Genomic DNA, 14,178 nt, shown 5'->3' on the forward strand with positions numbered 1-14,178 from the left:
GCCCGGCCGAAGGCGCCCACGGCGGTCGTTCAGTCGACGTACTCCACCTTGATCGGCGCGGTGTTGTTCTCCTCGTCCGGGTCCTTGGGGTCGGACTCCGCCACGGAGATCGTTCCCTGGGCGCCCTCGACCCGCTTGTCGATACGAACCCGCAGCTCCGGCATGGTGATCCCGGCTGAGGGGCACTCCACCAGCCCGTTCTCGCCCTCGACGTATTCGCAGAAGAGGGTTTCGCTCTGCTCCCCCTCACGACGCCCCTCCAGGCTGATGCCCTCGGGCAGGGTCAGCCGCATGGCGCCCTGGTAGTCGGCCTTGCCCAGCACATCGATGGCCACGACCTCGCCCACCTTGCCCTTGATGGTGACCTCGGGGGCCTGCGGATCGTGGACGTCGGTGGTGGAGAACTCCAGCACGTCGTGGGCTGTTTCGGCCTCCCCGTGCTGCAACGCGGTGAAGTCGCCGCCGCTGCCGTCCACGGGTCGGAGCCCGAGCGGCGCGCCGGTTCCCCGCGGGGCGGAGTCGGGCGGCAGTTCGGCGGTGGGCAGCACGTCGTGGGCCCGGTACCGGCCGTAGGAGATCTGTCCGTGTCGCGCGTTCTTGCGGGTCAAGGCCGTGATCGGCCCGTCGGTCTCGTACGCTTCCCCGGCCGGCAGCGGACCGGAGATCTTGCACACCGCTTTGGTGGCCGAGGTGGCCTTGTCGTAACGGCAGTTGCCGTACCGCCCGCGCAGCGTTGCCTTCTCCGCTTTCACCACGATGATGAGGTCGTCGTCGATATCGGTGTCCCCCCGGTTGCCGAAGGCGGGCGTCAGCGGCAGCTCGGAGCCGGGCTTCGCCTCGGTCAGGAATGCGTCCTGGCGCACGGTCAGAATCGGTGCGCCGACAACCAGTTGGGTGGTGTGTCGGACGGTGGGAACGTTGTCGCTGGTCACAGCGATCTTCAGGCGCCCGCCCGGGCCCTTCGCCGCCCCCGGTCGCGCCTTCACGCGCCGGAGTCCGGCGCCGTGGATCGGAGAAGGTAGTACGTGTTCAACGCGTACCGGATCTTCAGTTCCGGCTTCGAGTGCTTCACAGCAGGCGCGGACTGCTTCTCCGCCCCCGGGGCTTGCTTCTTGGCGCAGGAAGCCACTGCCCCGCTGAGTGCGACCAGCAGGGCGGCTGCCCCGGATGCGACCGCGCGTCGCCGCCGCAGAACCCCTCGTAAATCCTTCATGAACGACTAGACCGGACGGCATGCCGAGCGGTTGGCCAGGCAACGGTTGCGATCCGGCAAGGGCTCGGGTGCCCCCGTTCGCCGATATTCGCTTGAGCCCGCGTCCGCGTCTCCGCTTGGCTTCCCGTATGGGATATCGATCGCTGGCCACAAAACCCATCCTGACCTGGGGACTTGTCGCGATGTGCGCCCGTCTTCCGGTGGCGATGGCGCCCCTCGCGCTGGTCTTTCTGGTCCGCGAGCGCCCCGGCGGCTACGCCTGGGGCGCCGCGCTGGCCGCGGCCTATGTGGTCGGCGAGGTGGCGGGGGCGGCGGTGCTCGGCACGCTGCTGCGGCCGGAGCGGGCGCGGCTCCAGCTCGCGGTCGGACTGGTGGCCGGCGCGGCGGCGTTCGCGGCGCTGGGGGCGTTTCCCGACGCGCCGCGGGTGGTGCAGGGGGCCTTCGCCGTGTGCGCGGGTGCCGCACCGGCCGCCGCGCCCGGGGGGCTGCGTGCCCTGCTGCTGCAACTCGCCGAGGACACCGGCGAGGGCCTGACCGCGAAGGCGCTGAGCGCCGAGTCCGTCATGGGCTACCTGCTGTGGGCCGTATCGCCGGCGCTGGTGACCGGGCTGGCGCTGGGCGTGTCTGCGAGCCTGCCGATGCTGCTGGCCGCCGTGCTGATGGCGCTGCCGGCCGGCGGGATGTGGCTGCTGCCGCGCGGCCGTGCGGCGGACACCGCGGACGAGCCGGGCGTCTCCAAGGCCCGTACGCTCGCCGGCGCGTGGCCGATCTATGTGTCCGGTGCCGCCTCGATGGCCCTGCTCGCGCTCGCCGAACTGCTCCTGCCGGCCCTGCTGGAGCAGCGGGGCATCGCGGTGGGCTGGTCGGGACCGCTGCTGGCCGGGTACTCGCTGGCCACCGCCGTCGGCGCGTTCGTCTACGGGCTGCGCAACTGGCCCGGCCGGCTGCGTACGCAGTGCCTGGTACTGCTGCCGTCGATCGCCGTCTGCGTGGCGGCGGTTGCCGTGCTGCCCGTGATCGGCGGGCTGACGGTGGCGCTGCTGACGGCCGGGGTGCTGGCCGCCGGTGTGCAGGTGGCACGCGGCCTGTCGTTGCGCGAGGCGCTGCCGACCAGTGCGCTGGCGGCCGGGTATTCGGTGTCGTACGCGGTGGTCGGCGCGGGTTATGCGGCGACGGCTCTGCTGTCCGGCGCCGTACTGGATGTGGCGGCGCCGTCGACGGCGATCCTGTGCGGGGTGGCGCTGATGCTCGTACTGACCGGGGTGAGCGCACTGGGCGAACTGCGGAGGGTGCCGGGGCGGGTGGTGGTGACGGGGTGATCGCTGATGGGCGATGGTGATCGACGTCGGGGCGACGGTGATCGCCGTCGGGTGGGTGTGGGCTGATGGTGGCCGGTGCGGACGGCCCGGCTGACGTACCTGCCGGGCCGGGTCTCCCGCCCCTCTGGCCCGATCCTTGCGAACCCTGTCCCTCCGGCCACTCGTTCCGCTTCCACGGATCCCGGAAGCTGCTCGGGTGACCCAGACACCCGAACTGCCCGTACGCGCCGATGACCAGGCCGGACCGGAGGCGTCCGGCGATGGTGCCGCCGCGCCCGCCGCCGCGCCGCGCCGCCGGCGTCCGCACCGCGCCTGGGCGGTGGCCGCCGTCACCTTCCTCACGATCATCGGCGCGGCCGGCTTCGCCTCCCTGCCCGGCCTGCTCATCGAGCCGCTGCACGCCGAGTTCCACTGGTCGCGCGGCACCATCGGCTTCGCGGTGTCGGTGAACCTCGCCCTCTACGGGCTGACGGCACCGTTCGCGGCCGCGCTGATGGACCGCTTCGGCATCCGGCGGGTGGTCGCCGTCGCCCTCATGGTGATCGCGGTCGGCACCGGACTGACCGTCTTCATGACGGCCTCCTGGCAACTCGTCCTCCTGTGGGGCGTGTTGGTCGGCCTGGGCAGCGGCTCGATGGCACTCGCGTTCGCCGCGACGGTCACCGGCCGCTGGTTCACCGAGCGGCGCGGGCTGGTCACCGGCATCCTCACCGCGGCCGGCGCCTCCGGGCAGCTCGTCTTCCTGCCGCTCCTCTCCTGGATCGTCGACCGCCACGACCACCACGACTGGCGGCCGGCCGCCGTGACCGTCGCGCTCGCGGCCGTCGCCGTCGTCCCCCTGGTGTGGCTGCTGCTGCGCGACCACCCGGCGGACGTCGGCCTCGCGCCGTACGGGGCAAGGGAGTTCGTACCCAAGCCGCCGCCGCAGCGGGGCGCGGCCCGACGCGCGATACGGGCGCTGGTCTCGGCGGCCCGAACCGGACCGTTCTGGCTGCTGGCCGGCACCTTCGCGATCTGCGGCGCCACGACGAACGGCCTGGTCAAGACCCACTTCGTGCCCGCGGCCCACGACCACGGCATGCCGATGACGGCGGCCGCCTCGCTGCTCGCGGTCATCGGCGTCTTCGACATCGCCGGCACCATCGCCTCGGGCTGGTTCACCGACCGCTTCGACACCCGCCGCCTGCTCGCCGTCTACTACGGCCTGCGGGGTGTGTCGCTGATGTTCCTGCCGCTGCTGCTCGCGGACTCGGTCCACCCGCCGATGGTCTTCTTCATCGTCTTCTACGGGCTGGACTGGGTGGCCACCGTCCCGCCGACGATCGCCCTGTGCCGCGAGTACTACGGCGAGGACAGTGCGATCGTCTTCGGCTGGGTCCTGGCCGCCCACCAGGTCGGCGCCGGCCTGATCGCCTTCGCGGGCGGCCTGGCCCGCGACACCTTCGGCACCTACGACCCGGTCTGGTACACCTCCGGCGCGTTGTGCGCGCTCGCCGCGCTGATGGCCCTGGTGATACGGAGGCGAGGCGCCGCCGGGTCACCTGCCGCCCCGGCCCCGGAGGCGGCAGCGGCATAGGGCGTGTCCGAGCCGCCAACGCCCTTGCCACTGCTGACGGCTTCCGGCCTGCTCACGGGATGCCCATGCGAAGATCCCCCGCGAGTGCACTGTTCCTTCGCGAGTGCACTGTTTCCGGTTCCGTACCGGCTCCGACCCTGGAAGGTCACGATGTACGCGATATCCCTGGGCGACGACGGTGCGGAGCTGCGCCCCCTCGAACCGTGGCAGGCCGGGGAGTTCCTGGCCCACATGGACCGGGGTCGGGAGTTCATCGGGCAGCACAACGCGCTGCCCGACGTCGTCACAGACCTGGCGTCGAGCCGCGCGTTCCTCCAGGCGTACGCGGAGAAGGCCGCGGCCGACACCGGGCGGATCCACGGCATCTGGGCGGACGGCAGGCTGGTCGGCGCGGTCATCCTCCGGACCATGGACGTCAAGCAGGGCACCGCAGAGGCGGGCTGCTGGCTGGAGCCGTCGGCGGTGGGCAGGGGCCTGGTGACCCGGGCCGTGCGGGTGCTCATCGACTGGGCCGTCGAGGCGCGCGGCATCCACCGCGTGGAGTGGTGGGTCTCGGCGACGAACGAGCCCAGCATCGCCGTGGCCCGGCGCCTCGGCATGACGAAGGACGGCGTGCTGCGGGAGAGCCATCCGCACCGGGGAAAGCGACACGACGAGGAGATCTGGTCGGTGCTTGCACCGGAGTGGCGGGCCGGCGAACGGGCTGTCTGAGCGCGTCACACGAGGCGGGGCGTGAACGGGGCGGCAGGCCGGGGGACGCCTTCGGCACTGCGCCCGCACCGGCTGAACGCCCTGACACCCAGGGCCCGTCCCATCGGACCATCGGGCAGGCCCTAGACCCGAGGGCCGCCGTCCAGAACGGCGAACACACCTCGAACCCGGGTGCCGTCCGGCAGCTGCCAGGCGCCTGCGACGTGGCCTGCCGCGCCCTGGGGAACGAACGGCGAGCCTTCCGGGACGGGCCGCAGGACCCGGTGCAGACGCAGGGTCGTGTCATGCGGTGCGGGCAGCTCGGTGCCGTCTTCGCTGTCGGTGGCCGTGGTGGTGAAGTCCGCCGGGGTGTCGCCGGCACCGGTGTACGAGCGGGTGACCTCCCGGTCGGGGGTGTCGCTGGTGCTCTGGGCCTGGGCCTCGGCCCGGCCCTCGATCAGGGCCAGCAACTGGGCGACCAGCACCGGGTCGTGGCAGCCGTCGTAGGCCCAGCGCCGCCCCAGCACCCCGTGCTCCATGGTGCCGACGAGGGCGTGCTCCGCTCCGTCCAGTGGGGCGCCGCGATAGGTGAGCGGCACCAGGTAGGACGTCGGGTGAGGTCCGGCGGTGTCGGTGGCGACCATGAACTCGATCCCGACCGCGCCGCTCGGGTCGTCCAGCCGGAAGCCGCCGGCCTTGGTCAACGTCGGTTCGCCCGTGCCCCCGCGGTACCACGGGCGGGAGGGCAGCCAGTCGGTGAGCAGTTCCAGCTTGGTCGGCTTGAGGACGGTGTGGTGTATGACGGCCATGCCGCACGTTCCCTTCCGTTGCGTGGAGGCGAGGTTTCACACCCTGTCATCCGTGCGGCGCCGACAAGGTGGTTCTCCGCCCGGCGTGATCCACAAGACATGCTGCGGGTCGCCCCGGTGGCGACCCGCCGCCGGTCGCCGTGGATGATCCCCGGAGGGGGTGCGGGATGGCGAGGAGCGAGGGTGCGGCGGCCGGGCAGGACGGTGCCGTCTGGAGTGGGCGGACCGTTCTGGTGTCGATGGCGGCGCTGCTCGGTGAGGTGATGACCGCCGGTGCCGGGCTGGTGTTGTTCGGGTTCACACAGGAGGGGGAGCCGCCCAACGCGTTTCTGTTGGGGTTCGGGGTGCCGGTCCTCTGCGTGCTCGGGGCCGTTCCCGGCTTCGCGCTGACGATCACTTTGGTGCTGCCCACGCTGATGCTGGCGCGGTGGGCGGCCCGGCGGGGCGGCCTGCCAGGGCGGCCGGCATGGTGGTTGACGGCCGCCGCCGCACCGTTCGCGGCGGCTGCCGCGACGCTTGCCTACGGGACGTTCTTCGCGCTCCTCACCGCCTCCGCCGAGCCGCCCCTGGTCTACGTGGTGTGCTGGGCGCTGCTCACCATGGCCGCCCTACCGGCCGCGCTGCTCGCCGCGGTCGTCGGCCGGGGCGCCGGGGGCGGGCGTCCCCTGAGGCCGTCCCCCGGCGTCGTCGGGACGGGACTCGCTTCCGTCGCCGGGTTCGCCGTACTGACCGTGGTGGCCCTCGCGACCGATCTGTTGCCGCTGTACGAGCCACCGCACCTGGACCGTGCCTCGGCCGCCGGCGTCTGGGAGGACGACGACGGCGGGACCCTGCGCCTGCGGTCCGACGGGCGGGCGTCGGCCCACCGGGTGGGCGAGCCGGGCGACCGCTGCTCAGGCGGCGGCAGGTGGGAGCTGACCGTGCCGTTGGCGGACCCCGACGCTCAGGAACTGAGGGTGACCGGCGGCTGCCCGGGATCCTGGGACGTCGGCGGTACGGCGGACCGGCCCACGCTGTACTACTTCACTGACGACCCTGACACGGGCAGGAGATATGAGCTGACCCGGAGGGACGACTGACGACTGACGACTGACCTCGAAGTCGGCCTTACGCATCGAAGCGCCCGAATCCTCCCCGGTGGAAGAGCAGCGGGCCGCGCTCCGCCGCGACCGGGTCCGTGCCCAAGGCGTCCACCCGGCCGATCACGATGAGGTGGTCGCCGCCCGTATGCACCGCGTGGATCGTGCAGTCGATCCAGGCGGGTACGTCCGTCAGCCGCGGTGAACCGGTCGCCGGTGCCGCGACGTAGGAGACACCGGCGAACTTGTCGCCCCCGCTGACCGCGAAGCCGCGGCACAGCGCGCCCTGGTCGGCGCCGAGGATGTTGACGCAGAAGACGCCGGCATCGGCGATCCGCGGCCAGGTGGTCGAAGTGCGCGCCACCATGAACGTGACCAGCGGCGGGTCCAGGGACAGCGAGGCGAAGGACTGGCAGGCGAAACCGGCCGGGCCCGCCTCTCCCGGTGCGGTGATGACGGTGACGCCGCTCGCGAAGTGCCCCAGGACGGTGCGGAATTCGGCCGGGTCCAGCGGGGCGCGCTCGTCCTCGCGTACGGCGCGCAGGGCGGGGCGGGGGAGCGGGGCGGCGGGTGCGGCGGCCGCCGTCGGTGCGCCTACCGAGCGCAGGTATCGCACGGCCGTAGCCGCCATTCCAGCGTGTCCCATCATGGGTTTCATTGAAACTGATGGAGCGTCAGATAGGAAGGGGGTGAGGGGAAGGGGCAGGAAGGGGTGAGGGGAGGGGGCGGTGTGCGATCCCACCCTTGGGGGTGGTTTGCCGGTGATCAGGGGGGCGGGTTCGGGGGATTCGCGGGAGATTGCAGGGTCGATTCCTGATTGGCCTCCGGGCGCCCGGGTACCTTCCACCTCGGCCGCGCCGTAGCCAAGCACGGGGGAGAGTTCCGGTACATGGCCGATGCGACACCGTCCACATCCTCAACACCCTCAACACCCTTACCCACCACGTCACCCAGCTTCGACGAGGTCTTCTGCGGGCTGTTGCCCCGGCTCTACCGGCGCGCGGTGATGCTGGCCGGTTCGAGACAGTCGGCGGAGGACGTGGTGCACGAGGCGTATCTCAAGCTCGCCGCCCGTCCGCAGCGCTTCCTCGCGCACCCGGAGCCGTACGCCTACGCCTTCACCACGGTGCTGAACGTCGCCCGCGACGCGCACCGGAAGGACCGGCGACAGGTGCTGGTCGATGCCATGGAGGGCGTTGAGGAGGCCGGTGCCGGTGGGGCCGGCGGTGGCGCCGGGGTCGGTCTCGGGGCGGGGTCCGGCGACTGGGACGGCGGCGTGGAGCGGCGGCATGCCGAGCTCGAAGCGGTGCGCCTGCTGGGGCGGTTGTCGCACCGGCAGGCCGGGATCGTCATCCTCGTGGACCTCGACGGGTACACCATCGACCAGGCCGCGAAGATCATGAAGGTGCACCGTGGTACCGCGGCCCGGCATCGCGCGCGGGCGCTGGACAGGCTGCGCGCCTACCTCGTTGAATCGGATCACGGGCGGGCAGGGAGGTGAGCGGCGCGGTGGGAGCGGGGCCACGGGACGGCGGCGGCGCGGGCGGCGCGGGCGCGGGCTACGGAGGTGGCCGCGCCGGTGGGCCTGGTGACGATGCCGGAGGCGAGGTCGAGGCGCTGCTGCGCGAACGGCTCCGGCTCGCGGACGAGCAGATCGAGATGCCGGCGGGGATGTGGGCCCGCATCAAGGAGGCCGACGCCGGGCCGGCGCCCACCGTGGTCGCGCTGCCGCGCCGGCGCCCGTATGTCGTCGTACTCGCGGTCGCCGCGGCGGTGGCCGCGGTGATGCTGGGGGTGTGGTGGCTGGTGCGGCCGGGGCCGGCCGAGGTGAAGCCGGCCGGGCCGCCCTCGACGGTGCCGGTCAAGGTCTACAACAGCGAGTCGGCCTGCCGAAAGGGCCGCACCCTGGAGTGCGCGCTGCGGCTGGCCAGGGACCCGCATGCGGAGTACGCCGCGCGCGGCAATTCCGCCGGCCGCGTCTGGCACGGTGAGGTGCTGGCCGCCCGCTGCGTGGTCACCGACGGGCAACTCGTCCGCGACGAACAGGGCGTCACGTCCACCCGCTGGTATCTGGTCAGCCGCACGGACGGTGTGGAGGGCTGGCTGCCGGGAGTGCGGACCCGCAATACGCGGGAGGTGCCGGTCTGTTCCGCTGATGTCCGGTCTGCTCCATTGGGATAAAGTGATGTGGATCACAGGCCCTGGTGTCATGTGGGGCGGGCGCGTTGTCCGTGTCCGGAGTGCGGATCCGCTCGAAGCCGAGTGAATCCGCAGGCAGTTGGCGAATCCAGTCGAAGGTGCGCCAAGACGCGGATACGTGTCACCCGTGCGTGAGGCGCGTCCCTACGGCGCAGATATGCAACGCATCCATATGACGCATCCGCTGAAGCGGCCGTACGAGACGGGGAGTCGGCGATGAAGGTACCTGCCAGGGTCCGAGGCGCGGTCTGGGCCGGCGCTCTTGCGGCCGGGCTGCTGGGGGCGGCGGGCGCGGTCACGGGCGGCCCCGACGGGGCGAGGCCGGTGGGCACGGGCGGTGGTGGAACGCCGCCGGTGGGGAGGAACCCGGTGGCGACGCCCCCGGTGGGGACCAGCGCGGTCGGCACCGGCGTCTTCCGGACCGGGACGTTCCGGGGCGGCTTCGGGGCCGGCGTATTCGGGACGGGCGGGGGCAGCGGCACCGGCTGCCCCGATCGGCCCGTACCTGGCGGCAGTTACCGCCCCCGGTAGGCCGGGCGGCGCCGCTCCACGAAGGAGGCCACCCCCTCCTGTGCGTCCGCGGTCGTCATATTGATCTCCTGGGCGGCGGCCTCGGCGGCGAAGGCGGCCGCCCGATCGGTGTCGAGCGAGGCGTTGACCAGCTGTTTCGTGAGGGTCAGGGCCCGGGTCGGGCCGGTCGCCAGCCGCTCCGCCCATTCCCGTGCCGTCTTCGTCAACTCGCCGTCCGGCACGACCCGGTTGACCAGCCCCAGCCGCTCGGCCTCCGCGGCCGGCACGGCGTCACCGAAGAACATCAGCTCCTTGGCGCGCTGCGGGCCGATCAACCGCGGTAGCAGGTAGGCGCCGCCGCCGTCCGGGACCAGGCCGCGGCGTACGAACACCTCGATGAACCGGGCCGATTCGGCGGCCAGCACCAGATCGCAGGCGAGCGCGAGATGGGCGCCGAGGCCGGCCGCGGTGCCGTTGACGGCGGCGATCACCGGCTTCTCGCAGTCCAGCACCGCGCCGATGAGGCGCTGGGCGCCGCGCTGGATCATCCGGGCAACATCGCCCGCGACCCGGTCGCCCGCCGAGGCCGATCCGCGCAGATCTGCGCCGGCGCAGAAGCCCCTGCCCTGCGCGGTGATCACCACGGCCCGTACGCCCGGGTCGGCGGAGGCGTCCGCAAGCCGCTCGATGATGCGTTCGCGCTGGTCAGGGGTGATGGCGTTCATGACCTCCGGCCGGTTGAGGGTGATCCACGAGACGCCGTTGTCAGTGGCGTGGAGTATCAATGAATCGACGGGATCGAGGGGATCGGCGGCCTTCGCGGCTTCGGCGGAAGGCGTCGCGGTTCCGGGGGTGTTGGACGGTACGGGGGAGGACGTCATGGGGGAGTGGCTCCAAAGGGTGTGGTCGGGCCGGTGGCGATCGGGGCTCGCGGGGGCGGGGCGCGGGCGGAGGGGCGCGCGGCGATGGTGGCTCGGGCCGCGCTCGTTCCGTCGACCGCACGCGCCACCCGCTCCGTCAGTGGCAGACGGCCAGTGCGTCAAGGGCCACGGCGCCCTGCCCGCGCGGCAGGACCACCAGCGGGTTGATGTCCAACTCGGCCAGGTCTCCGCCCAGTTCGAGCGCCATCCGCTGCACCCGCAGCACGACCTCGGTGAGCGCGTCCGTGTCCGCGGGCGGCGCTCCGCGTACGCCGTCCAGGAGGGCGTGGCCGCGCAGTTCGCCGAGCATCGCGCGCGCCTGTTCCTCCCCGAAGGGCGGCACGCCCACCGCGACGTCCCGCAGGACCTCCACAAGCACCCCGCCGAGCCCGACCGTCACCGTCGGCCCGAAGAGGCTGTCATGGGTGACTCCCACGACCATCTCCACCCCCCGCTCGATCATCTGGCAGACCAGTACGCCGTCCAGCGGGACGTCCTCGTAGCGCGCGATGTCGGTGAGTTCGCGGTAGGCGTCCCTCACCTGGCTGGCGGAGGTCAGACCGACCTTGACCAGGCCGAGTTCGGTCTTGTGGGCCAGCTGCGGCCCGGAGGCCTTCATGACCACGGGGTAGCCGACCAGGCTCGCCGCCCGGACGGCCGCCGCCGCGCTGGTCACCAGCTGTTCGCGCGGTACGCGGATGCCGTAGGCGCGCAGCAGCTGCTTCGCCGCATGCTCGCTGAGCTGCTGCCCCGGGCGCATCAGCCCCTGCGCCTTGCGCGCGGAGGGGGACATCACGCGCGGGGCGTCGTCGAAGGGCGAGCGGTAGTCGGCGGCGAAGCGATGGTGGTCGAAGTAGGCGCGGACCGCGGTGATGCAGTTGGCGAAGGTGCGGAAGGTCGCCACACGAGAGGAGCCGAGCAGGGTGTTGCGGTAGGCGTCCTCGGTGCCGACCGGCGACCCCCACACCACACAGATCAGCTTGTCCGTCTCCTCCGCCGCGTCCACCAGGTCCTGCGCGAGCTTGTCGCTCATGGGCGGGAAGGGCCCGGTGATCGGGCAGATCAGCACCCCTATGGACGGGTCGGCCAGGATCGCATCGATGATCTTGCGGCCGCGCCAGTCGCCGACCGGATGCCCGCCGTTGTCGATCGGGTTGGCGACGTTGAGGTAGCCCGGGATCCACTGGTGCAGTTCGGTCTGCTTGGCGGCCGCGAGGGTGGGCAGCCGCAGCCCCGCCGCGGTCGCCAGATCGGAGAAGTGGGCGCCGGTGCCACCCGAGATCGAGTAGACGGCGACACCCTCGGCGCTGGGCTTGTGCGCGCGGGCCAGCAGCGCCGCGGTGTCCTGGAGTTCGTCCAGCCCGTCCACCCGGATCACCCCGAACTGCCGCATCGCGGCGTCCACGACACCGTCAGCGCCGGTGAGCTTGCCGGTGTGCGAGGCGGCCGTACGGGCACCGGTCTCGGTGCGGCCGACCTTGACGGCGACGACCGGGACCTTGTTGCGGGCGGCGCGGTCGGCGGCGAGCAGAAAACTGCGGCCGTCCTTGAGCCCTTCCACATACGCGGCGATGGCGCCGACCTCGGGCCGGGAGGCGAAGTAGGAGAGGAAGTCGGCGGTCTCCAGATCGGCCTCGTTGCCGGTGGGGGCCCAGTGGGAGAGGCGGATACCGAGTTCCTGGAGGGTGAAGACGGGACGGCCCTGGTGGCCGGACTGGGTGATCAGGGCGATGGCCGGGCCGTCCAGGTCTTCGCGGAACTTCTCGAAGGCGTTGAGGTTGGTGTTGGGTCCGAGCAGCCGCAGGCCGGAGCGTTCGACGGCGTCGGCGAGCCGGGCCTGGGCAGCCGCACCCCGCTCGCCGGTCTCGGCGAAGCCGGACGCGAAGGCGACCGCGAACTTCACCTTGGCCTCGGCGAGTTGCCCGATGACCGGGACGGGGTCGCCGACCAGCAGTACGGCGAGGTCGACCGGCTCGGGCAGGTCGGCGACGGTGGCGTGGCAGGGCAGGCCGAAGACCCGCTCGCGTCCGGGATTGACGGGATGGAGCCGGGCGCCGACGCGCTCCGCCCAGCCGATCAGCTGACGCGTGACACCGGTGTTGGGGCGCCCTTCGCTGTCCGAGGCGCCGATCACGGCCACCGACTCGGGCCGGAAGAAGCGATCCAGGTCGGGCACCGGAGCGTGCAGCGGACGCCCGCTGACGTCCAGGTCCACGCCGCCGGGCGGCTCGCTCACGCCGTGGACGGCGGGTGGTGGTTGCTCCCCACAGGCCACGACGCGGGCCGGCCGGGAGTGAGTGGTAAGGGTGCCATGAGTCGATCCAAGCATCGCAGACGCCCGCTCCTGTGTGACGGCTCTCGTTACCTGACGCATGGTCAGATTACTTAACTGACGCGATGTCAGGAATGGGCCTGCACGGTAAAGCTTCCGAGGGGGTGGTGCTGTGCGGCGAGGATGGCCGCGTCCGGCCTCTTGCGCGTCCGCGCCCCGTGCGCTGAACTGACGTGCCGTCAGGTATCGGCGGGAGCCGGTGGCAGATGCCTTCGGCGAGCGAGCAGCGAGAGGGCGTACGTGATGCGGACGGCGTACGGAGTGGAGGCGGCGAACGGAATGGAGGCGGCGTGCGGGATGGGGATGGCGTACGAGAGCGCCGGCGGTACGGCGCTGAGGGTGGGGGTGTTCCGGTGACGGCGAAAGGTGCGGGAGCCGCGGGCGCTGCGCTCGCCGGAAGGGCGGCGCGGTTCGATCTGCCGGAGGTGGACGCGTTCACCAGGCCCTACTGGGACGCGGCGGCCGAGGGGCGGTTGCTGCTGCGCCGCTGCCGGGCCGAGGGGTGCGGTGCGGCTCACCACTACCCGCGCGAGTTCTGCCCGTACTGCTGGAGCGAGGACGTCGAGTGGGAGCCGGCCGACGGCCGCGCCACCCTCTACACGTGGTCGGTCGTGCACCGAAACGACCTCCCGCCCTTCGGCGGCCGGGTGCCGTATGTCGCCGCCGTGGTGGACCTCGCCGAGGGCCCCCGGATGATGACCGAGGTCACCGACTGCCCGGAGGCCGACCTGCGGATCGGCATGCCGCTCAGGGTGCATTTCCGTTGGGAGGGCGGGGTGGACGACGGACGAGCCGGGGCTTCTGGGGCAGCTGGGACAGCTGGGATGACTGGGGCGTTCGCGATACCCGTATTCCGACCCGAGTCGCCCGCACCTACGCTCGCGGCCACTGCCTCGTAGGTCCGTGAGTCCTGCCCGCACCTTTGCGGATCCTGCCCCTAGGACCCGCACGGCGGCGGATCCTGCCTGCGCGCCTGAGGTGCCGTCCGGCGTGGCGCGCAAATCGGGTTGCAGGCGTCATTCGCTCCCGTCATGCTGTGGCGGTGCTGATCCGAGAAGCGACCGCGGCCGACTGGCCCGCCATCTGGCCGTTCCTGCGGGCCATCGTCGAGGCCGGCGAGACCTACACCTACCCGCGTGACCTCGAAGAGTCCGTCGCGCGCGACATGTGGATGCTCCCGGCGCCCAGCCGTACCGTCGTCGCTGTCGACGAGGCCGGGACGGTGCTGGGTTCGGCCAAGATGAACCCCAACCACATGGGCGGCTCCTCGCATATCGCCAGCGCGAGTTTCATGGTCGATCCGCAGTACGGCGGTCGCGGTGTGGGCCGGGCGCTGGGCGAGCACGTGCTGGCCTGGGCCCGCGCCGAGGGCTACCGCGCGATGCAGTTCAACGCGGTCGTGGAGACCAACACCGTTGCCGTCGCGCTCTGGAAGTCCCTCGGCTTCCAGATCATGACCACCCTCCCCGAGGGATTCCAGCACCCCATCAAGGGCTATGTGGGGCTGCACATCATGTATCGGCAGCTGTGA

General features: G+C 72.1%; 13 protein-coding genes. 8 read left to right on the forward strand and 5 right to left on the reverse strand.

The window, feature by feature from the left end; all coding sequences use genetic code 11:
* Window positions 1-29: 29 nt before the first annotated feature.
* On the reverse strand, window positions 30-932 hold the full coding sequence (locus FCH28_RS19625; RefSeq protein WP_136741353.1) for a hypothetical protein: 903 nt from the start codon (window positions 930-932) through the stop codon (window positions 30-32).
* Window positions 933-1,341: 409 nt separating this feature from the next.
* Here FCH28_RS19625 and FCH28_RS19630 point away from each other — a divergent pair, with 409 nt between their 5' ends.
* From FCH28_RS19630 to FCH28_RS19640, 3 genes are all read left to right on the forward strand, one after another.
* Window positions 1,342-2,532 (forward strand): MFS transporter, encoded by a 1,191-nt coding sequence (locus FCH28_RS19630; protein ID WP_136741354.1) that lies wholly within the window; start codon window positions 1,342-1,344, stop codon window positions 2,530-2,532.
* A gap of 196 nt (window positions 2,533-2,728) precedes the next feature.
* Entirely contained in the window at window positions 2,729-4,108 is a 1,380-nt protein-coding gene (locus FCH28_RS19635; protein WP_136741355.1) for an MFS transporter, read from the forward strand.
* A 150-nt stretch (window positions 4,109-4,258) separates the two neighbouring features.
* On the forward strand, window positions 4,259-4,819 hold the full coding sequence (locus FCH28_RS19640) for a GNAT family N-acetyltransferase (protein WP_136741356.1): 561 nt from the start codon (window positions 4,259-4,261) through the stop codon (window positions 4,817-4,819).
* A 122-nt stretch (window positions 4,820-4,941) separates the two neighbouring features.
* Here FCH28_RS19640 and FCH28_RS19645 read toward each other — a convergent pair whose 3' ends face one another.
* Window positions 4,942-5,607, reverse strand: a complete 666-nt coding sequence (locus FCH28_RS19645; RefSeq protein ID WP_136741357.1) for a maltokinase N-terminal cap-like domain-containing protein — start codon at window positions 5,605-5,607, stop codon at window positions 4,942-4,944.
* A gap of 167 nt (window positions 5,608-5,774) precedes the next feature.
* On the opposite strand from FCH28_RS19645, the gene FCH28_RS19650 reads away from it, so the two are divergent.
* Window positions 5,775-6,686, forward strand: a complete 912-nt coding sequence (locus FCH28_RS19650; protein WP_136741358.1) for a hypothetical protein — start codon at window positions 5,775-5,777, stop codon at window positions 6,684-6,686.
* Between the two features lie 28 nt (window positions 6,687-6,714).
* Here FCH28_RS19650 and FCH28_RS19655 read toward each other — a convergent pair whose 3' ends face one another.
* Entirely contained in the window at window positions 6,715-7,344 is a 630-nt protein-coding gene (locus tag FCH28_RS19655; protein ID WP_246103011.1) for a flavin reductase family protein, read from the reverse strand.
* 231 nt (window positions 7,345-7,575) lie between these two features.
* Here FCH28_RS19655 and FCH28_RS19660 point away from each other — a divergent pair, with 231 nt between their 5' ends.
* Both FCH28_RS19660 and FCH28_RS19665 read left to right on the forward strand, forming a co-directional pair.
* Window positions 7,576-8,187, forward strand: coding sequence for an RNA polymerase sigma factor (locus tag FCH28_RS19660; RefSeq protein ID WP_246103012.1), 612 nt, complete (start codon window positions 7,576-7,578; stop codon window positions 8,185-8,187).
* A gap of 8 nt (window positions 8,188-8,195) precedes the next feature.
* On the forward strand, window positions 8,196-8,867 hold the full coding sequence (locus FCH28_RS19665; RefSeq protein ID WP_281289736.1) for a hypothetical protein: 672 nt from the start codon (window positions 8,196-8,198) through the stop codon (window positions 8,865-8,867).
* Between the two features lie 533 nt (window positions 8,868-9,400).
* On the opposite strand, the gene FCH28_RS19670 is transcribed toward FCH28_RS19665, so the two are convergent.
* Both FCH28_RS19670 and FCH28_RS19675 read right to left on the reverse strand, forming a co-directional pair.
* Window positions 9,401-10,276 carry an enoyl-CoA hydratase/isomerase family protein gene (locus FCH28_RS19670; protein ID WP_136741360.1) on the reverse strand — a complete coding sequence of 292 codons (876 nt, stop codon included), beginning with the start codon at window positions 10,274-10,276 and terminating at the stop codon, window positions 9,401-9,403.
* Between the two features lie 136 nt (window positions 10,277-10,412).
* On the reverse strand, window positions 10,413-12,644 hold the full coding sequence (locus tag FCH28_RS19675) for an acetate--CoA ligase family protein (protein WP_136741361.1): 2,232 nt from the start codon (window positions 12,642-12,644) through the stop codon (window positions 10,413-10,415).
* A gap of 356 nt (window positions 12,645-13,000) precedes the next feature.
* Between FCH28_RS19675 and FCH28_RS19680 the strand changes: the two genes are divergently transcribed.
* Entirely contained in the window at window positions 13,001-13,546 is a 546-nt protein-coding gene (locus tag FCH28_RS19680) for a Zn-ribbon domain-containing OB-fold protein (protein WP_136741362.1), read from the forward strand.
* Window positions 13,547-13,689: 143 nt separating this feature from the next.
* Window positions 13,690-14,178, forward strand: coding sequence for a GNAT family N-acetyltransferase (locus FCH28_RS19685; RefSeq protein WP_187363872.1), 489 nt, complete (start codon window positions 13,690-13,692; stop codon window positions 14,176-14,178).

Source organism: Streptomyces piniterrae, from assembly GCF_005048155.1.
Taxonomy (GTDB): domain Bacteria; phylum Actinomycetota; class Actinomycetes; order Streptomycetales; family Streptomycetaceae; genus Streptomyces; species Streptomyces piniterrae.